The 18,928-nt window shown below is 36.1% G+C and carries 18 protein-coding genes; 8 read left to right on the forward strand and 10 right to left on the reverse strand.

The window, feature by feature from the left end; genetic code table 11:
* Positions 1–353: 353 nt before the first annotated feature.
* Positions 354–1,751, forward strand: a complete 1,398-nt coding sequence (gene nhaC, locus PGC35_RS09650) for a Na+/H+ antiporter NhaC (protein WP_375218998.1) — start codon at positions 354–356, stop codon at positions 1,749–1,751.
* Positions 1,752–1,937: 186 nt separating this feature from the next.
* The gene (locus PGC35_RS09655; RefSeq protein ID WP_375218999.1) at positions 1,938–3,101 is read left to right on the forward strand and encodes a class I SAM-dependent methyltransferase; all 1,164 of its coding nucleotides are present in this window, start codon (positions 1,938–1,940) and stop codon (positions 3,099–3,101) included.
* Between the two features lie 55 nt (positions 3,102–3,156).
* Here the strand turns inward: PGC35_RS09655 and PGC35_RS09660 are convergent, their stop codons facing one another.
* Complete coding sequence (locus PGC35_RS09660) at positions 3,157–3,336, reverse strand: hypothetical protein (RefSeq protein ID WP_375219000.1); 180 nt, start codon at positions 3,334–3,336, stop codon at positions 3,157–3,159.
* Positions 3,337–3,698: 362 nt separating this feature from the next.
* Here PGC35_RS09660 and PGC35_RS09665 point away from each other — a divergent pair, with 362 nt between their 5' ends.
* Entirely contained in the window at positions 3,699–3,962 is a 264-nt protein-coding gene (locus tag PGC35_RS09665; RefSeq protein ID WP_375219001.1) for a hypothetical protein, read from the forward strand.
* A 33-nt stretch (positions 3,963–3,995) separates the two neighbouring features.
* Here the strand turns inward: PGC35_RS09665 and PGC35_RS09670 are convergent, their stop codons facing one another.
* Positions 3,996–5,297: an ABC transporter permease gene (locus PGC35_RS09670; RefSeq protein ID WP_375219002.1), complete on the reverse strand. Its 1,302-nt coding sequence runs from the start codon at positions 5,295–5,297 to the stop codon at positions 3,996–3,998.
* Positions 5,287–5,985, reverse strand: coding sequence for an ABC transporter ATP-binding protein (locus tag PGC35_RS09675; protein ID WP_375219003.1), 699 nt, complete (start codon positions 5,983–5,985; stop codon positions 5,287–5,289). The genes PGC35_RS09670 and PGC35_RS09675 overlap by 11 nt, the downstream gene beginning before the upstream one ends.
* A 236-nt stretch (positions 5,986–6,221) precedes the next feature.
* Here PGC35_RS09675 and PGC35_RS09680 point away from each other — a divergent pair, with 236 nt between their 5' ends.
* The gene (locus PGC35_RS09680) at positions 6,222–6,719 is read left to right on the forward strand and encodes an RNA polymerase sigma factor SigV (RefSeq protein ID WP_375219004.1); all 498 of its coding nucleotides are present in this window, start codon (positions 6,222–6,224) and stop codon (positions 6,717–6,719) included.
* Positions 6,716–7,588, forward strand: coding sequence for an anti-sigma-V factor RsiV (rsiV, locus tag PGC35_RS09685; protein ID WP_375219005.1), 873 nt, complete (start codon positions 6,716–6,718; stop codon positions 7,586–7,588). The genes PGC35_RS09680 and rsiV overlap by 4 nt, the downstream gene beginning before the upstream one ends.
* 200 nt (positions 7,589–7,788) lie before the next feature.
* On the opposite strand, the gene PGC35_RS09690 is transcribed toward rsiV, so the two are convergent.
* The 5 genes from PGC35_RS09690 to PGC35_RS09710 form a co-directional block, all read right to left on the reverse strand.
* Positions 7,789–8,280: a PCYCGC motif-containing (lipo)protein gene (locus PGC35_RS09690; RefSeq protein ID WP_375219006.1), complete on the reverse strand. Its 492-nt coding sequence runs from the start codon at positions 8,278–8,280 to the stop codon at positions 7,789–7,791.
* 68 nt (positions 8,281–8,348) lie between these two features.
* Positions 8,349–9,725, reverse strand: coding sequence for a class II fumarate hydratase (gene fumC, locus PGC35_RS09695; protein WP_053591587.1), 1,377 nt, complete (start codon positions 9,723–9,725; stop codon positions 8,349–8,351).
* Positions 9,726–9,741: 16 nt separating this feature from the next.
* The gene (locus PGC35_RS09700) at positions 9,742–10,677 is read right to left on the reverse strand and encodes an HD domain-containing phosphohydrolase (RefSeq protein WP_056830990.1); all 936 of its coding nucleotides are present in this window, start codon (positions 10,675–10,677) and stop codon (positions 9,742–9,744) included.
* A 440-nt stretch (positions 10,678–11,117) separates the two neighbouring features.
* Complete coding sequence (locus PGC35_RS09705) at positions 11,118–12,671, reverse strand: flotillin lipid rafts scaffold protein FloT (RefSeq protein ID WP_371256544.1); 1,554 nt, start codon at positions 12,669–12,671, stop codon at positions 11,118–11,120.
* An 11-nt stretch (positions 12,672–12,682) separates the two neighbouring features.
* On the reverse strand, positions 12,683–13,201 hold the full coding sequence (locus PGC35_RS09710; protein WP_375219007.1) for an NfeD family membrane protein: 519 nt from the start codon (positions 13,199–13,201) through the stop codon (positions 12,683–12,685).
* Positions 13,202–13,509: 308 nt separating this feature from the next.
* On the opposite strand from PGC35_RS09710, the gene PGC35_RS09715 reads away from it, so the two are divergent.
* The gene (locus PGC35_RS09715) at positions 13,510–14,130 is read left to right on the forward strand and encodes a DUF47 domain-containing protein (protein ID WP_053591585.1); all 621 of its coding nucleotides are present in this window, start codon (positions 13,510–13,512) and stop codon (positions 14,128–14,130) included.
* 12 nt (positions 14,131–14,142) lie between these two features.
* A complete protein-coding gene (locus PGC35_RS09720; protein ID WP_375219008.1) occupies positions 14,143–15,141 on the forward strand; it encodes an inorganic phosphate transporter in 999 nt (332 codons plus the stop codon).
* A 35-nt stretch (positions 15,142–15,176) separates the two neighbouring features.
* On the opposite strand, the gene PGC35_RS09725 is transcribed toward PGC35_RS09720, so the two are convergent.
* A complete protein-coding gene (locus PGC35_RS09725; RefSeq protein ID WP_375219009.1) occupies positions 15,177–15,809 on the reverse strand; it encodes a pentapeptide repeat-containing protein in 633 nt (210 codons plus the stop codon).
* A gap of 105 nt (positions 15,810–15,914) precedes the next feature.
* Here PGC35_RS09725 and PGC35_RS09730 point away from each other — a divergent pair, with 105 nt between their 5' ends.
* On the forward strand, positions 15,915–18,038 hold the full coding sequence (locus PGC35_RS09730) for an MMPL family transporter (protein WP_375219010.1): 2,124 nt from the start codon (positions 15,915–15,917) through the stop codon (positions 18,036–18,038).
* Between the two features lie 207 nt (positions 18,039–18,245).
* Here the strand turns inward: PGC35_RS09730 and PGC35_RS09735 are convergent, their stop codons facing one another.
* Positions 18,246–18,851 (reverse strand): alpha/beta hydrolase, encoded by a 606-nt coding sequence (locus tag PGC35_RS09735; protein WP_056830996.1) that lies wholly within the window; start codon positions 18,849–18,851, stop codon positions 18,246–18,248.
* Between the last annotated feature and the right edge of the window lie 77 nt (positions 18,852–18,928).

The following is an 18,928-nucleotide window of genomic DNA, read 5'->3' on the forward strand; positions in this document are numbered from 1 at the left end:
GAATAAATAATAGTGTTAAAAAATTACTAGTTTACTTGACAGGTCGCTGAAAAGTGGTAAAATCCTAATTACTTCAGTGATTGAAAGCGTTGAATCGCGAAAGTGAATTATATAAGAGTGATTGTCATAGTAGTCTGCATGTTTACAGAAAAAAGAGACTGAACGGTTGGTGAAAGTTCAGGTAGAATGACAGATGAATTACAACAATTTTTAAAGCTCTTTTTGAAATGAAGTGGTTGGGTATGTATGGCCCAACAAATAGGGTGGTACCGCGGAGATTCCTTCGTCCCTAACAAATAGGGATATAGAAGGTTTTTTTAATGTCTAATATTAATCACCTTGGAGGTTATACAATGTTTCGTATTCAATCAAAAATCACTCCATCATTTTGGGAGTCAATACTGATTACTTTATCAATTATCTCTATAATGGCCATTTGCATTATAAAATTTGATACAGTTCCACATATGCCTATTTTACTCGCTATTCTTTTACTCATTACGTACGGACTCATAAAAAGAGTACCTTACAAACAATTAGAAGATGGACTTGTAGAAGGTTCAAAGGCGGGGCTTGGAGCTATTTTCATCTTTTTCTTTATTGGCATTTTAATTAGTAGCTGGATGATAGGTGGAACCATCCCTACACTTATATATCTTGGTTTTCAGTTCATTTCGCCCCACTTTTTCTATGCCATCGTATTTATCATTACATGTATAATTGGTTTGTCTATCGGAAGCTCCCTAACTACTGTCGCAACAGTTGGAGTTGCCTTTATCGGAATGGCAGATGCGATGGATATTTCTTTAGCAATTACAGCTGGCGCAATAGTCTCCGGTGCTTTTTTTGGAGATAAAATGTCTCCGTTATCAGATACTACAAATCTTGCTTCTGCAATTGTTCATGTGGATTTATTCGAGCATATAAAGAATATGGGATGGACAACCATTCCAGCATTTGTTATTTCTCTAATAGGCTACGGTATGTTATCGCCAAATAAAGATTTTCAAAATTTGGAGCAGATTTCAAGCTTTCAAGAAGGTCTTCTTCAAACAGGTATGATTCATTGGTACACATTATTACCACTTGTTTTACTTATTGTACTTTCCATAAAAAAAGTGCCTGCAATATTATCTCTTGCTCTAACTTCTATTGCAGGGATTGTCGTTTCTTACTTCCATCAATACCTTACAGCTGGAGAAATATTAAACATATTATTCACTGGCTATTCATCTCAAACAGGTATTGAAGTTGTAGACTCCCTGTTATCCAGAGGCGGTATGAATAGCATGATGTTCACTATTGGTCTCGTTTTACTTGCCTTAAGTATGGGGGGGCTCTTATTCACTCTTGGTATCGTACAAAGTTTATTACTAAAAATAGAGAGTTCATTAAAAACTGTCGGATCCGTTATTTCGGCAGCCGCTTTTACCGCAATTGGAGTAAACACATTAATCGGAGAGCAATACTTATCGATTTTATTGACCGGAGAGGCGTTCCAAGCTCCATTCCAAAAGGTCGGTTTAGCCAATAAGAACTTGGCAAGAGTAATGGAAGATGCAGGTACTGTCGTTAATCCTCTTGTTCCGTGGAGTGTGTGCGGTATATTTATCACGAATGTATTAGCTGTTTCTACTCTCGACTATTTGCCGTTTGCGTTTTTCTGCTTGCTTAGCCCGATGTTAACTATAATATTTGGAATTTCAGGTAAAACACTAACTTATATTAAAGACAATCCCCTTCAAGACTGAAGGGGATTTCTTTTATATTCCAACTAAAGGTCCTATAATTCCAACTAAACTTGCTTATTTTCCAACTAGTCGACCTAAAATTCCAACTAATATATTCATTTTTCCAACTAACCCATCCTTCTACCCTAGAATCTCCTTGTTGTGATACACTATTGCCAAGGATCCTACTAAAAGAAGGCGGTTTTTATGGAATTTCAAGAAATGAAAGATTATCTGCTAGAGCAAATAGAGAAAAAGCAGTTGGTTGCTGCTACAGTCAGTCAGCCTCGTGCCAAGTCAAATGAAATTAAACGAGTAAAACTAAAACCGATTGAAATAAAAAATGTATATCATATTCAGCTAGAGTATCAATATGAACGTATTTTGAAGCATGAAAATATTACAATAGAGGCATTTGAAACAACACTGACCGAACTATTGGAACAATTTCGTCAAATCCATGCTGATTTCACAATGGAAAAAGTACAAATCCAACTCTCCAAGAAAAACAAAGTAATGTGGAAGTCCGAGAAATTAGGTACAGCAAAACCAGTAAACCTATCACATAATCGAAAAAAAAATTATTTGCTAGATGAAAATACACCGTATCCATTCCTTATACATTTAGGCGTCCAAACCGCTGAAGGAAAAGTAAAAAAACAAAAGTACGATAAATTTAAACAAATCAATCGTTTTGTTGAATTTATCGATGATACCCTTGTTCACTTACCAAAGGACAAAACCGTTCGAATTCTGGATTTTGGATCAGGTAAATCTTACTTAACATTTGCCCTCTATCATTATTTAAAAATTGAAAAGGGTCTCGACATTCGAGTAACAGGCTTAGATTTGAAAAAAGAAGTTATTGAAGAATGCGCGAAAATTGCTGAGGACTTAGGCTATGATCAGTTAGAGTTTTTAGTAGGAGATATTAATGATTACAACGAGGAAACTGCTGTGGATATGGTAGTCACGCTCCATGCTTGCGATGTTGCAACAGATATGGCTCTTGCCCGCGCTGTCAAATGGGGTGCTAGCGTTATTTTAAGTGTTCCTTGCTGTCAGCACGAACTGAATAGACAGCTAGATGCACCAGGTCTAGATATTATGTTGAAACACGGTCTTATAAAAGAACGTTTTGCAGCACTTGCAACAGATTCTATTCGAGCTGAAATCTTAAATATGGTTGGTTACGAAGCACAACTTGTCGAATTTATCGATTTAGAAAACACTCCTAAAAACATCTTAATACGCGCATATAAAACAGGGAAAAAGGCAACACCTGAACAACTGATAGAATATAAGCAGTTTAAACAAATGCTCCATGCGAATCCTTTCTTAGAGAATGAACTAAAAGAGTATTTTAATTGAAAAAAGCCGGTTCTCCTTACTTCTGAGAACCGACTTTTCCCTATATAGCTCCTTACTAGGAGTTATTTCCTTCCATTTTCCTTTTTCTATAAAAAATAACTATTAACAGGGCGATGGCCACTATAAATATGCCGATATACACGAATCCTAGCGGAATTTCGATAACACCAAATAGAGATAAAGCTAGGACGATGCCTAGCACAATTAGGATTAATGACAATGTATTACTTAGCATTTCAAAACCTCCTATTAATTGTTTTATGCTCTAGCCATTCCTATGCAGGCAAATCCTCAGTCTCCAAAGAGTGCAGTATTAGCCCAGGCTACATTTCCTTTACTTGCTAAACAGGCATTAAAATTACTCACCAACCAGCTTCTGCAACTCGGGGTTATAATAAGGTTAACATAGAGTTACTCGGGTTAACACTTTTTGAGGCGATATAATGAAATCCCCATTGCGATGTCCTTGAAAATAAAGAATTAAAACAAAAAATTCAAAGTGAAATGAAATACTTAAATACAATAGTAAAGGAATTACCTTAAAAAGAAGTTATACTTATACAATAAGTTATTTTTAAAAGAAATGGAGCAGAATCAGTGAAAGAACCAACCTTAAAGAAAGTTGCTTACGGTATTGCCATGGCTATTGCAATCATTATCGTTCATTTTGTCGATGTACATGTATATCCAATATCACCAATTCTCGCTTTGGTTTTAGCAATTATCATTACTTACTTAGGAGTTAAATTCATTAACAAATCTGATCGATTCGATAAAAAGATTTCTCGTTCAAAATACAATTTAATAAATGCACTCGTTGTATTTGTTCTATTCATTGCTTATTTTACAATCGCACAATAAACAAGGTCGTCCCAATGAAGGACGACCTTTCTTTTATAATTCCTGTCTTAAAGCATTGATTACATCAATATTCGTTGCCTTTCGTGCGGGTCTCCAACCAGAAATCATTGCAACCCCTATGCTAATGATTGATGCAATAACAACAAGCTGCCATGGAATCAACGAAAAAGTAATGGATAGATTTTGAATATCTTCATCCCCTAACGCTGCTCCTACTACCATTGGCAATACTAAATTTGCCAGGAAACTCACTGCATATGAAATAATCACAGCTAAAACTGTTCCAATAATACCGATCCATGCACTTTCCATTAAGAATAACCTTTGAATAAGTTTGGGACTTGCTCCTATCGCCTTCATGACTCCTATTTCTCGAGTTCTTTCAGTTACAGCCATAGTCATTGTGTTAAAGATTCCAATGGATGAAATCAATACTGCAATTGTGCCTACAAATATAAGGCCAATTTTAAATGCCATGAAAAAAACATCTATTTGTTCCAACTGTTCAGAGACCGAATAGACATTATAGCCTTTTTCCTTTAGATCTTCTGTAACTGATTTTACATGCTCTAAACTAGAGGTAAATACTTTCGTTTGTGCATAAAATAAATCTGCTTCTACTACTTCTATTTCTGAATTCGCAACAATTACTTCTTTAAACTTGTCCTTCCAAGATTCGTTTACCAACACATTTGTATCTATAATCCAATCTCTTGCTGGATTTTCTGTAACTCCAACAATTGTAAAATTCCATTTCTCCTGAAAAGCTTCCTCTGCTTCATAAGACTGAAGTGATAAAGAAATTGTTTTTCCAATTATAGAGTCCTTGTATCCTCCGATTTGTTCTGCATTTTCTTCTGCATTTTGTTCCATTTCTTTACGTTCTGCATCCGTTAACAAACTTTCCGCAAACTGATAGCCAACTATTATTTCATTATCCTTTTCGGGCATTCTGCCTTCTGATAATTGTAGATTTGATTTTTGTTCTTCGTCAAAGTTTGTAAGAATTAAATTTCCTTGAAGGCTACGGTCCTCTATTTGAGAATTAACCATAGCATTTAAATTTAACCTTTGTACAATTGCATCTACATGCTCAATAGATCTTATTTGTGAAATATCCAGTTCCTCGTCAGCATTTGGATACACTTCTACTTCTGTAATCGCTTGATCTTGCAATATTTCTTTCCGCATTGTATCTTGAATCCCGAACCCGATGGAGGCAAGCACGATTAAAAATGCACATCCCATTGTGGCTGCTAGAACCGTCATAAATACTCTCAGTTTATTCTTCTTAATATGTTGACGTACAAAATCAACTTGGTCTTTAAATAGCATATGGAGCACCTCCTTTTACTAGTTCCCCGTCATGCATTTTAAATTTACGATGTGCAATACTTGCAACCTCTTCATCATGGGTAATAATGACAAACGTTACACCTAATCCTTGATTAAGATCCTGTATAAGCAATAAAATGTCTTGCTCAGTTTCCGAGTCTAAGCTACCAGTAGGTTCATCTGCAAAGATAATCGGTGGATTAGTTATGAGCGCACGTGCAATACTTACACGCTGTTGCTGACCCCCTGATAATTCATTTGGATAATGATCCGCTACTTCTTGTAGTCCAACCTTTTGTAGCAATTGTTTTACATTTGCTTTTCTTTTTTTAGAAGATACTCCCTTTAATTTAAGCGGAAGCTCTATATTTTCTGATGCTGTTAGTCCCGGCATCAATTGAAAGTTTTGAAAGATGAATCCAAAATTATTTAATCGGAACTGTGCTCTTTCTGCTTCATTTAAATAAGCAGTTTCCTTACCATTCACAGTAATGGATCCTTGTTCAGGACTCATAAAACCTGCTATTGTGTGAAGCAAAGTAGACTTACCTGAGCCGCTTTTTCCAACTATCGCAACAATCTCTCCTTGCTCCACTTCAAAAGATAGCCCTTTTAAAACAGGCACTTTCTTTTCCTTTCCTTTTTTCCCGATTAAAAATGTATGATTTACATCCTGTACTTGTATCATTTTATTTCTCCTTCCGTTTACTATGAACATAGTATATCGATTGTTTCTTAACATTTTAGAAGGATAAATATGAAGAATTTCTTAAGAAAAAGGGACATCGCCATTCATATTTACATTTGAAGGATTGTTGCTGGGGAAAATATTCTTTATATAAGGCAAACTTTCCACTCCAGTCCTCCGTCTAATTTTTGTTACATAATTATGTTACTGAAATGAAAAAGGAGTACAAAGATGTCATGACAAAAAAAGAAAAGTTTCAGCTAGTTGAAAACTATATTATTGAAAATCAACATGCGCATTATCGTCTTGCTTTTAGCTATGTTAAAAGTAAGGAATCTGCATTAGATATAATACAGGAAAGTATTATGAAGTCTCTACGATCCATTGATTCCTTAGACCATATTCATTATTTAAAAACGTGGTTTTATAGAATTTTAATCAATACCTCGATTGATTATATTCACAAAAATAAAAGAATCACCTTAGTTGAGGATGATATGTTAGACTTTCACCTACCAATTCAAGAGGACGAAATTCGAGATATTGATTTGTATGAAGCAATAGACCATTTATCGGCGCAGCACAAAACCATAATTATTCTTCGATTCTTTGAAGATATGAAAATCGAGGATATTGCCACCATGCTAGGAGAAAACACTAATACTATTAAGACGAGATTATATGCTGCCTTGCGAAAATTACGAACAAATATGGAAGAGAAGGTGCATGCATGAGTAAGTTACATGATTCTAAAAAACAATACGATAATATTGAAATACCAACTGAGCTAAAACATGTTGTAAAGGACACCATTCGTGAGTCAAAAGGAAAGAGGAAAAAAAGTATGCCATTTAAAAAATGGGGCATCGGAATGGTAGCAGCGGCCGCTATCTTTGTGGCAAGTGTAAATGTAAGTCCCGCATTGGCCCAAACGCTATCATCTGTACCCTTGCTAGGTTCTATTGTTCAAGTAGTGACAGTACAAGAAATTCAAGTATCTGAGGACACATACAACGCTGATATAAAAACTCCTAACGTCACTGGACTAGAAAATGAAGAATTAGAAAATAGTTTAAATGAAAAATATATTGCTGAAAACGAAGCACTTTACGAAAGCTTCCTAATTGAAATGGAAGCATTAAAAGAAGCTGGTGGGGGCCATCTTGGTGTAGCATCTACGTATGAAGTGGTCACCGATACAGAGGAAATTCTATCGATAAGTCGTTATGAAGTGAACCTTGTAGGATCCTCATCTACTACGCTAAGAACAGATACAATAGATAAGAAAAATGAAGTTCTTATTACGTTACCGAGCTTGTTTAAAGATGATGCATATATAGAAGTAATTTCCTCCTATATCAAGGAAGAAATGATAAAACAAATGGAATCGGATGAAAGTATTGTGTATTGGATTGCGAGCGAAGAGGAAATAGGCTTTGAAGCAATTCGCCCGGATCAAACGTTCTCTATTACAGCAGACCATAAACTAACCATTTCTTTCGATAAATATGAAGTAGCACCGGGTTCAATGGGTCTCGTAACATTTGAAATTCCAACGGATGTCATACAAGAATCATTAGTGAGTAATGTATATATAAAATGAGGGCTCTGCAGTTTTTCAAAACCGAGCAGTCACTTCTCCAGAGCAATATGCAACCTTCCTTCTATAGGAGTTTATGTTTCAACAGGAAGTGTCTGTGATGTAAATAGCTCTCTGGTACAAAATTTACAAGTTGCGGAGGAATCTTCTTCTTAAAAGAAAACAGCCCATTCTCACTAAATTAGTGAAAACGGGCTGTTTTTTTATGATGGCATCGGTGTATCTGTTGGTGTTGCATAGCCTTCTTTATAAGCTTCATCGATTGCATTTCGAATTTCTACAAGTGACTTACCCTCTTGTGTCATATTGATCGACATAACTGCAATTTCTAAACATGCTGCACAACGTGTACCATGATCATCCCATACTACTTCTCCATTTTCTTTAATCTCCTGTACGAAGCAGTTAAAGTTACTCATGTGACCAGCACTGTCACCACATCCACAATAGCAAGGCATCCATTTTAGGATGTCATTTGCTTTTGCTGCTGCTTGATACACAAGCTTCATATCCTCCGATTGACTGTCTAAAAATGTTGGTAAAACATCAGCTGATGCAGTTGTTTCTTGTATATCGCCATTTTCTGAATGAGCAATATGCTCAGCATGTTCTTCATGGCCTACTTCCGCCTCTTTCTGACCACACGCAGAAAGCACTAATATAGAACTTAGTAGTATAAACAATATCTTTTTCATTCTGATAGATAACCTCTTTATATTCAAATTTCACCTTAAGAAGATTTGCATCCACCAATGATTTTTGGTTAAATCATTTTTTCGGGACGTACAATTTCATCGAATTTTTCAGAAGTCAATAAGTCTAATTCAATTGCAGCTTCTTTTAATGTCGTTCCATTTTTATGTGCATGCTTTGCAATTTTCGCTGCATTTTCATATCCAATATAAGGATTTAAAGCAGTTACAAGCATTAATGAATTGTTCACATGATGTTTAATTGTTTCCAGGTTTGGTTCGATTCCCACTGCACAATTGTTGTTAAAGCTAATGATTGCATCACTTAGTAAACGAGTAGACTGAAGGAAATTGTGAATAATTACTGGCTTAAATACATTCAATTGATAATTCCCTTGGCTAGCTGCAAAAGAAATTGTCGTGTCATTCCCCATCACTTGAGCAACAACCATTGTCATCGCTTCACTTTGTGTTGGGTTTACTTTTCCAGGCATAATAGAGCTTCCTGGTTCATTTTCTGGAATAGTAATTTCTCCAATTCCGGAACGTGGACCACTTGCAAGCAAGCGAATGTCATTTGCAATTTTCATCAAGTCAGCAGCAAGTGCTTTTACTGCTCCGTGCACATATACAACATCATCATAGCTAGTTAAGGAATGGAATTTGTTTTTAGCCGAAGTGAATTCAATACCTAGTTCTTTAGATATTTCCGAAGCAACTAAATCACCAAATCCCTTCGGTGCATTTAGCCCTGTTCCTACAGCAGTACCACCGATTGCAAGTTCCTTCATGTCTTGAACTGCCTGTGTAATCATTTTTGCTGATTTCTCTAACATTCTGTGCCAACCACTAAACTCTTGTCCCAGAGAAAGCGGAGTTGCATCTTGTAAATGAGTACGACCAATTTTCACGATATCCATGAATTGTTCTGATTTTTTCCCAAGCGTTTCTTTTAAGACCTCAATAGCAGGCAAAAGTTGTTTTTCAACTGCTAGAACTCCTGCAATATGTAGTGCTGTTGGAAACGTATCGTTAGAGCTCTGAGATTTATTAACATCATCGTTTGGATGAAGACGCTCTTCGCTACCTTTTTCTTCAAGGATTTGATTACCTCGATGAGCTATTACTTCATTTACATTCATATTAGATTGTGTACCACTACCAGTTTGCCAAACAACTAATGGAAAGTGATGATCTAGTTTGCCAGCAAGAATTTCATCGGCAGCTACGGAAATGGCATCTTTTTTGGCTTCAGATAAATTCCCAAGAGAATGACTAACAATTGCTGCAGATTTTTTTAATAGGGCAAGGCCGTGTACAACACCAATCGGCATTTTTTCTGTACCGATTTTAAAGTTTTCTTTCGATCTTTGTGTTTGTGCTCCCCAAAGACTTTCTTGCGGAACTTTTATCTCTCCCATAGAGTCATGCTCAATACGATAAGTCATTTTTCTTCTCTCCTTTTTAATTCCATTCATAATTCTTTTCTTTTAACATTTTTAGAAATTCATCTACTACTAATGGGTTAAATTGGGTGCCTCTACCATTTTTAATTTCTTTTATCGCTTCTTCGAATGTCATCGCACCTCTGTATACACGATTTGTCGTCATTGCATCAAAAGCGTCAACTACCGCAACAATGGAAGCTTCTAAGGAAATTTCTTCGCCGATTAACCCAAAGGGATATCCCTTTCCATCATACCTTTCATGATGCTCCTCTACAATAAAAGCGGCTTGACGTAATCGCTCAATTTCATGATTTCTCATCATTTCTGCACCTAACGTTGTATGCATTTTAATGATTTTCCATTCATCATCTGTAAGCTTCCCAGACTTATTTAATATTTCAATTGGAACTGCTAGCTTTCCTATGTCATGAAAATACGATCCTGTACTTATGACCTTAATACTTTCACCAGGTTTTATACGCTTCCATAGTTCAATGGAATAATCTCTTATTCTTGCACAATGATGATATGTATATCCATCTACTTCTTGTATCCTTCTCGCATCGCGGTGCAAAATTTCTCGTTCTGTAAAATCTCTCTCAAAAAAAGGAGTTGTCATTTCCAATAATATCTCTACTTCTTTCTGTGCATAACAGGTTACAACGGACGGTTCCATACTAGCATTGATGACGTCTCCTGCTTGTAAAATAACCTTTTCACCTTTCCGTTTAACTTCTAATTCTCCATCAACAATGGTATAGCGCTCTACATAATTGTTATATTCTTTTGAATAAAAATTAATCCAAGAAGTGCTGTTCGGTAGCAAAGTATATAAAGAATAAGAAATGTTATTAGCGCTTCCGATATACGTAGTGATAGTCTTATCTGTCACGACTTTAGATAAAGAATATTTAGTTTTGATATCCAGGATCTGCTCTTTAGTAAGTATCATTTGGCCTCCATGCGTTCTGACAGCATTTTAAACTATTTTTTCTTCCATTATACCTTTAACTACTCATTTACAAAATATAAATCTGATTATTCTGCCTATTTTTAAGAGAGTCTTATTTTGTTGGAATTTGACGAAATATTTATATTTATTATAACAATTAGCAAAAGCTTTTACACTAACATTTATGAAAGAAGCGTATATAGAAAAAAGCTACTCGATCCCTTTAATGACATAACTCGAAATCGTTACGGAGAGTTTTGGACAGATGGTGTCTTGTGAGACATCCCTTATATATAGGATGTATCATACAGCTTTGAGTGCACGGTTACCGCATGCTCGCGTGAGCATCCGCCGGATTAGTCTCTCCTTGGCCATCTTCACAGAGTTTTTCTTTACAAAAAAAGACCGACTCACTATTAAAGCGATCGGTCTGCATCTTTTTATTTAACTAGTGCTTCTTCTAAATCTTCTACCGACTGTGATTCACTTTTAGCAGTTACAGCATGAGTAAGCTGCTCAATGCTCGGACGAATATTTCCTTTTCCTGCGTAATTTTCAAGCATTTCTTTTACATCAATTCCGGAGGAAGCCTTTAATGTTTCCTGAAGAGTGGACATTAAATTGGTTGCATAAGAAGTAACTTTGTTTGCACCTCCACCTTCACCACTGCCTGTATCGACTACTGTAATCTTGTCAATATTTGAAAGCGGGCTTGCAATTTCCTTTGCGTACTCAGGCAACATCCTTACAATCATGTCTAGAACTGCAGCTTGCCCGTACATTTCAAACGCTTCTGCAATTTTACGTTTTGCTTCCGCTTCGGCAAGACCTTTTAGACGAATAATATCTGCTTCAGATTCTCCTTGTGCTCTTTGAGAATCTGCTTTAGCAACACCATCTAATCGAACTTTTTCTGCCTCAGCCTTTGCTTTCGCTTCAATTCTGTATTTTTCCGCATCTGCTTCCGCTATCTCTCGAGACTTAGCTGCTGCTGCATTTTGTTCAATAGCATAACGATCGGCATCCGCTTTTTTCTTCACTTCCGAATCATATTGTTTCTCACGACGAAGAATCTCTTTCTCTTCCAATTCAATTTGCTTTTGACGTTCTATGATTTGAATTTGCATTTCTTGCTCTGTTACTTCTTGCTTCGATCTAGCAGTTTCCAACTCATACGCTTGGTCCGCACGTGCTTTAGCAATATCTTGTTCACGACGGTACTCTGCTACTTTCAGTTGGTTCTCTTTTTCCGCTTCCGCAATTTCTGTAGCTCGCTCTAACTCAGCACGTTGTGCATCTTTTGAAGCTTCCGCACGTTTAATACGTGTTTCTTTTTCAGCCTCTGCAGTAGCAATATCTGCATCTCTTTTCACCTGTGCAATTCTTGGTTTACCTAGAGAGTCTAGGTATCCGTTCTTATCTCGAACATCCTTAATTGTAAATGAAACAATTATAAGACCCATCTTAGCCAAATCTTGCGAAGCAACACGTTGTACTTCCTGCGAAAACTTGTCACGATTCTTATAAATTTCTTCAACTGTCATCGATCCTAATATAGAACGTAAGTGACCTTCCAATACTTCCTTCGCTTCGTTTTCACGATCTTCTTTTGATTTCCCTAAAAATTGCTCCGCCGCTGTTGCAATTTCCGAAATCGAACCACCTATTTTAATAATAGCTGTTCCATCTGCCATAACTGGAACTCCTTGTTCCGTGTACACTTCAGGTGTTGTAACCTCTAATTTACTTGACAATAAGCTTAGTGGTTGGCCTTGTTGAAATACTGGAAATACAAAAGTACCTCCACCACGAATAATTTTAATGCGATTGCCAGAGTCGTCTGTATGTACATTTTTCGACCCTAAATAACTCCCCGTTACGATTAGCGCTTCATCCGGTCCAACTGTTCGGTATTTTGTAATGTAAACTGCTAGGATAACAACTATCACAAATACAACAGCCCCAATTACTATTAAAAGTCCCATATCCAACATTTCATTTCCCCCTACCCCTTATATTTTAATGGCTCATATTCTTTCACTAAAAAAGTACCCGCATCTACATCAATGATTAATACTTGTTTACCGTAGTCAATCTCTTCATTGTCATACTCAGTTGCCCTTTTGGATATCAATCCATTAACTGTCTCAATAACAATTTCGCCAAAACCGTCCTTTGGAATAGGAACAATTACTTTTCCAACCTGTCCTTGAAGTGATTCATCCGTATAAGCTGTTGATACTTCTGATGAAGCCAACGGAACTAAAATAAAGTAATACATTAAAAAGGACAAAATACTAGAAATTATTAGTGCAGCTACGATAATAATCGTATTACTCCAGTCTGTAATTTTAAATAATATAAAGCCTGAAGCACATACAAATAAAACAAAAGATAAAATAACAGTAGGATTAAAAATTCCGGCATCTAGACCGTCAATCGCATCCGCAAACAAAACATATAAAATAGTTACAAGACCAACAATGATTAAACCGTATAAAAAGATTTGATCGATTTTTATCACCCCTTTTTCCAACTACTTATATATACGGAAACACTTTCTGAAAGTTTCATATTTTTACTTTTTTTCAAAAATAGTTTTTTCTATCTTTTTGCTTAAATCGACAAATTTTTTCCTCGGAAACAATATTTACTGTAAATTCAAATATGTAAACGTTTTCAATATGTTTTATCACCCTTATTTTAGGGAACAATGTTACAGCATTGTAAATTTCACAGTTTTTAAGTAAAAAGTGTGTAGATTTTGTAATTTTTTTGTTATGATATTTGAGATTAATCGACAAAAAAAATTCTAAAGTCCAGGAGGCTTTTATGATTAGTTCAAAAAAACAAGATCCATTTTTTACATCTTTACTTAAGGTAGCTCAGAACGTCCAAGAAGCAGCTCATTACGCTGACGACTTCCGTATCAACACTGTTGCTGATTTAAAAGAAATCAGTGTGCATGTAAAAAATTATGAGACTGCAGGGGACAAACTAATACACGATTTAATCGTGATGCTTAACAAATCCTTCATGACTCCTATTGAACGCGAAGATATTTTGTCATTAGCTGTTAGAATGGATGATATTTTAGACGGAATTGACGATTTCACTGCTAATCTAGAAATGTTCTCGCTCATTGAAATCGATGATTCTATGCGTACGTTTTTAGGTTATATCGTTAAAAGTACGGATGAAATTGTAAAAGCTATGGAGCTTCTTGCAAATAAGAAGTTACTTCAAATGCATGAACATGCTATTCTTATAAAAGATTATGAACGTAAGTGTGACGATGTACTTCGTTCGTCGATTAAACAATTATTCCTAAAAGAAAAAGATCCAGTTCGAATTATACAATTTAAAGATATATATGAAAAATTAGAAGAAGTCGCGGATTATTGTCAAAACGTAGCAACTACGATTGAAGCAATTATCATGCGAAATGCGTAGGAGTGCTTTAAAATGGAAACTATTTTCATTCTTACGATTCTAGTAGTATTTTTTGCTTTAGCCTTTGACTTTATCAATGGATTTCATGATACTGCTAATGCAATTGCAACATCCGTTTCAACAAGAGCTTTAAAACCAAGAGTAGCTGTTATGATGGCTGCAATTATGAACTTTATTGGTGCCCTTACTTTCACAGGTGTTGCCAAAACAATCACAAAAGATATTGTGGATCCTTTTGCACTGCAAAACGGCTCACTCATTATCTTAGCAGCACTTCTTTCAGCTATTATTTGGAACTTAGTTACTTGGTATTTTGGAATTCCATCAAGTTCTTCACATGCGCTGATTGGATCAATTGCAGGAGCTGCAGTATCCGCTGCTGGCTTTGCTATTTTAAATTGGGCAGGGTTCATTAAAATAATTCAAGCGTTAATCATTTCTCCATTCCTTGCACTTGCTGTCGGATTTCTTATGATGTCCCTGTTTAAAGTTATCTTTAGTAAAGGAAGCTTGTATGGGACAAACAAAGGATTTCGTATATTCCAAATTGGAACAGCTGCACTTCAATCATTTACACACGGAACAAATGATGCACAAAAGGCAATGGGGATTATTACAATGGCATTAATTGCTGCAGAATTGCAAACAACTGATGATATTCAATTGTGGGTACGTATTGCTGCAGCTGCTGCAATGGGTCTAGGTACATCCATTGGGGGTTACAAAATTATTAAAACAGTTGGCGGTAAAATTATGAAGATACGTCCGATCAACGGTGCCGCAGCTGACTTATCATCTGCTATGATTATATTTGGTGCTACAACCATTCATTTACCAGTATCTACAACACATGTAATTTCTTCTGCTATTATGGGAGTTGGAGCTGCACAACGTGTGAAAGGTGTAAAATGGGGAGTAGCTAAAAAAATCGTTTTAACATGGATTATTACACTTCCAATCTCTGCGATTGTTGCAGGACTTATCTTCCAAGTACTAAACTTATTCTTTTAATAGAAAACCCCTCGTCTTAGGACAAGGGGTTTTCTTTATTCTATTATTTTTAATCCTAGTGACTTTGCAAAACCAATTGCTTGTTCAGTGGACACTGTACAATCTCTAAGCTTCTCAATGGAAACAGTTAATTGCTCATATGTATTGGAACTTAAATCAATGTCCTTCATAGAAGTTTCCGTGAAGTTAGCGTCGTTTAGTTCGCATTTCTCAATCTTTACTTTATCAAAAGCAACCTCTATGAAATCTGCTCTATTTAACGTGACTTGTTTAAAGGCTACTTTCTTTAGTTTAGAAAAACTCAAACTTACATAATTTGCAACAGAGTCCTCTATTTTTACTTCTGTTAGTCTGCTCTGTGAGATATTTGCACCAATTAACTTGGAGCCTCGAATTTCTACACGATGGAATACCGCGTCCCCAAAGTCTACATTGGACAAATCACATTTATCAAATAAACAATCGATAAATTCTACTTGATGAAACCGAACTCCTTCCATCGAAATGTTATGAAAATGGATTTGATCGAATATAATTTTATCCTCTTGTTCCTCTTCGAAATTTAATTCTGTAACGATACCGCTTGATACAAAATTATCTTCCTGAAGTGCACTTTGGATGTCCAGTTCTTCTAACGAGCTAGATAGTTTCGGTGGAGTAATTTTCATTTACTAAACCTCCCTTTCATTGTTCCTATTATATTAACATTATATTAGTATGTTTTCTCTTCTTTACAGTACAATGGGGTTAGATATTTTGTTAGGGGGAAATTTATGCGTTTTTTATCTAATATAGTCATGCGTTATTACAAAGCAATTCTTATTGCTTGGTTAATTCTGTTTATTGGGTTGGGGTTTTTGGCTATTCGTTTACCCGGTTTATTGGAAGGCGATGGCTTTAACACAGATGGTGAACATCAGAAAGTTATGGAAGAACTAACGGAGACATTCGACTTACCTGCTGAAACATTATTTGTCGTGTTTGATAACACCTCGAATGCAACAATCGAAAAAACGTTAGCTAATATTGAGGATTTACATATTGCCGAATCAATTCAATCCCCTTTGGATGATCCCGCTCTGTATAAGGACCATGTGGCTTATGCTATGCTTCATTTTAATAGTGATACTAATGGGGTAGTAGATAAGTTACGTGAAACAATTGATGGTGAAAAGGGCGTTACATTAACTGGCGGCGCTGCGATTAATGAAGATATTAATAGCGCTAGTCAAAAAGACTTAGTAAACGCAGAAACAATTGGTTTACCAATTGCTATCATTGTTCTTTTACTAGCATTTGGTGGTGTAGTAGCTGCGGTAATACCTCTTCTTGTTGGAGTAATTACGGTTGTTTCTACCTTCGGATTAATGACATTATTCAGTAGTACGATGGACTTGTCCATATTTGTTATGAATATCATACCAATGCTTGGGCTAGCGTTAAGTATCGACTTCGCTCTATTACTTATTAATCGATACAAGGAGGAATTGCTGAAGCAATCTGTACAAAATGCAGTTTCCACTGCTATTCAAACTGCTGGTCGTTCAATTATTTTCTCTGCTGTCTGTGTATTTATTGGATTAGGAGCCATGCTTGTGATGAAAGTGGATATTTTCCAAAACATTGCACTTGGCGGGATGCTTGTTGTGTTCATGGCTGTTCTTGCATCTATCACTTTATTGCCATCCGTTTTACTTTTATTAAAAGGACATATAAATAAGTGGACAATTCTACGAGTAAAACCAGGTGCATCTACTAGATGGCGTAATTTTGCTGCATTTGTTATGAAGCGACCAGTTACGTTAATTGTTGTAGCACTTATTGTTTTAGGAATTGGTATTATTCCTGTAAAAGATATGGAACTCGCTATTCCACAGGTTGATTCTCTCCCTATTTCGTACGATTCTCGTCAAGCATATGAATTGATGGATGATGAGTTTGGATTAGGTGATCAATCAACTATCTATATAATTGCCGAACGGAAAGATGGTTGGGACAATACAAAAGGTTTAGAGGAAATAAAAAACTTAGAAGAACAGTTGTTAGCAGATAAAGATGTAGATTCTGTTAATACCATTTTTACAGCTAGTGAAATCCCTACTGTAGAGCAATGGGAACAGAGTATGCAAGTTCCTGAAATAAAAGCTCAGCTAACCCCTTTGACGGAATCGTTTATACAAGAGGATAAATTACTTTTGCCGGTCACTCTTAACTTAAACGGATCGTCGACAGAGGCACAGGATTGGGCTCGTGAATGGTCTGAAAAAGATGTAGGCGTGGACATCATGCTTGGTGGACACCCAAAATTCAATCAAGAAATATTTGATGAAATATTCGATAAAGTAGGGTTATTACTGGCAATAATCCTAGGTTCAACCTTTGTTATTCTAATGATTGCATTCCGTTCTATATTAATACCGTTGAAAGCAATCATAATGAATGTGATCGGACTCTCTTCTACTTTCGGGATCTTAGTATACATTTTCCAATATGGTCACTTCGGCATAGAGGAAACAACGATTGCACTAATAATACCAGTCATTGTATTTAGTTTAGTGTTTGGATTGAGCATGGACTATGAAGTGTTCTTGATTTCTCGTATTCAAGAGGAGTATGCAAAGAATCTCGATAACACTGCAGCTACGATTGATGGGCTTACCTCTACAAGTAAAATTATTACATCGGCTGCACTTATTATGATTGTCATCACTGGTGCATTTGCATTCACCGATGTGATGCCAGTTAAACAAATTGGAGTAGGAATTGCCATTGCAGTTGCCATAGATGCTTCCATTATTCGTTTGCTATTAGTACCAAGCTTAATGAAGTTGTTTGGAAAATGGAATTGGTGGATGCCTTTTAGTAAGGGTCCATATAAAGCAAGTAAGTGGCATTAACAAAAAAGGCAAGCAGATAAGATTTTCTGCTTGCCTTTTTTACATGGATTCGATTATTTAACTCCGTTTTTCGTCCAAATATCTTGTGGAACCACTCGATTATTTGGGATAGCCATCCGATTAAATTGCGAAGCCACTCGATTATTCGGGATAGCCATCCGATTAAATTGCGAAGCCACTCGATTAATCGACTCAACCATCCGATTGTTAGAATTTAGTTTGGTACCAGTTTTTTGCTGCTTGCACTTCATCTTGCGTTAATTGATGACCATAGGAATGCCAATATAGTTCTACTTCTGCTCCTGCATTTTGTAACAAATCACGTAATTCCTCGGATTCAGTAGCAGGACACATGAAATCATTTTTTCCTGCTCCAATAAAAATTGGGGCACCTGTAAGTGGAGGTAATTCTACACCACGTCTTGGAACCATTGGATGATGTAGAATGGCTCCTTTTAAGACATTCTCATATTCAAATAAAAGATTTCCCGCTATGTTTGCCCCGTTGGAATAACCAATAGCGACTACATTATTACGATCAAACTCATAATTCTCTGCTGCTTCATCGATAAAGTTTTTCAATTCTTCTGTACGGAGCTTCAAGTCCTCTAGATCAAAAACACCTTCAGCCAGACGTTTAAAGAAACGTGGCATCCCGTTTTCTAATACGTTACCGCGAACACTTAATATATTTGCTTCACCGTCTACTTCTTTCCCCAAGCCTACTAAGTCATGCTCATTCCCACCTGTACCGTGTAAAAGCAATAATGTTGGTCTAGTAGAATCTTCACCTTTATAAAAAACATGCTTCATGTATAAAACTCCTTTTATTTATCTTGAATTTGAGATAATTATAACTTGATTCATTATATAGGTCAAACAAAAGGATG

The organism is Psychrobacillus sp. PGGUH221, assembly GCF_042055255.1.
GTDB lineage: Bacteria > Bacillota > Bacilli > Bacillales_A > Planococcaceae > Psychrobacillus.

Bases quoted from the DNA above. Each gene is read 5' to 3' on its own strand.
- nhaC (WP_375218998.1), top strand. From the start codon at position 354: ATGTTTCGTATTCAATCAAAAATCACTCCATCATTTTGGGAGTCAATA.
- PGC35_RS09655 (WP_375218999.1), top strand. From the start codon at position 1,938: ATGGAATTTCAAGAAATGAAAGATTATCTGCTAGAGCAAATAGAGAAA.
- PGC35_RS09660 (WP_375219000.1), bottom strand. From the start codon at position 3,336: ATGCTAAGTAATACATTGTCATTAATCCTAATTGTGCTAGGCATCGTC.
- PGC35_RS09670 (WP_375219002.1), bottom strand. From the start codon at position 5,297: ATGCTATTTAAAGACCAAGTTGATTTTGTACGTCAACATATTAAGAAG.
- PGC35_RS09675 (WP_375219003.1), bottom strand. From the start codon at position 5,985: ATGATACAAGTACAGGATGTAAATCATACATTTTTAATCGGGAAAAAA.
- PGC35_RS09680 (WP_375219004.1), top strand. From the start codon at position 6,222: ATGACAAAAAAAGAAAAGTTTCAGCTAGTTGAAAACTATATTATTGAA.
- rsiV (WP_375219005.1), top strand. From the start codon at position 6,716: ATGAGTAAGTTACATGATTCTAAAAAACAATACGATAATATTGAAATA.
- PGC35_RS09690 (WP_375219006.1), bottom strand. From the start codon at position 8,280: ATGAAAAAGATATTGTTTATACTACTAAGTTCTATATTAGTGCTTTCT.
- fumC (WP_053591587.1), bottom strand. From the start codon at position 9,725: ATGACTTATCGTATTGAGCATGACTCTATGGGAGAGATAAAAGTTCCG.
- PGC35_RS09700 (WP_056830990.1), bottom strand. From the start codon at position 10,677: ATGATACTTACTAAAGAGCAGATCCTGGATATCAAAACTAAATATTCT.
- PGC35_RS09705 (WP_371256544.1), bottom strand. From the start codon at position 12,671: ATGTTGGATATGGGACTTTTAATAGTAATTGGGGCTGTTGTATTTGTG.
- PGC35_RS09715 (WP_053591585.1), top strand. From the start codon at position 13,510: ATGATTAGTTCAAAAAAACAAGATCCATTTTTTACATCTTTACTTAAG.
- PGC35_RS09720 (WP_375219008.1), top strand. From the start codon at position 14,143: ATGGAAACTATTTTCATTCTTACGATTCTAGTAGTATTTTTTGCTTTA.
- PGC35_RS09725 (WP_375219009.1), bottom strand. From the start codon at position 15,809: ATGAAAATTACTCCACCGAAACTATCTAGCTCGTTAGAAGAACTGGAC.
- PGC35_RS09730 (WP_375219010.1), top strand. From the start codon at position 15,915: ATGCGTTTTTTATCTAATATAGTCATGCGTTATTACAAAGCAATTCTT.
- PGC35_RS09735 (WP_056830996.1), bottom strand. From the start codon at position 18,851: ATGAAGCATGTTTTTTATAAAGGTGAAGATTCTACTAGACCAACATTA.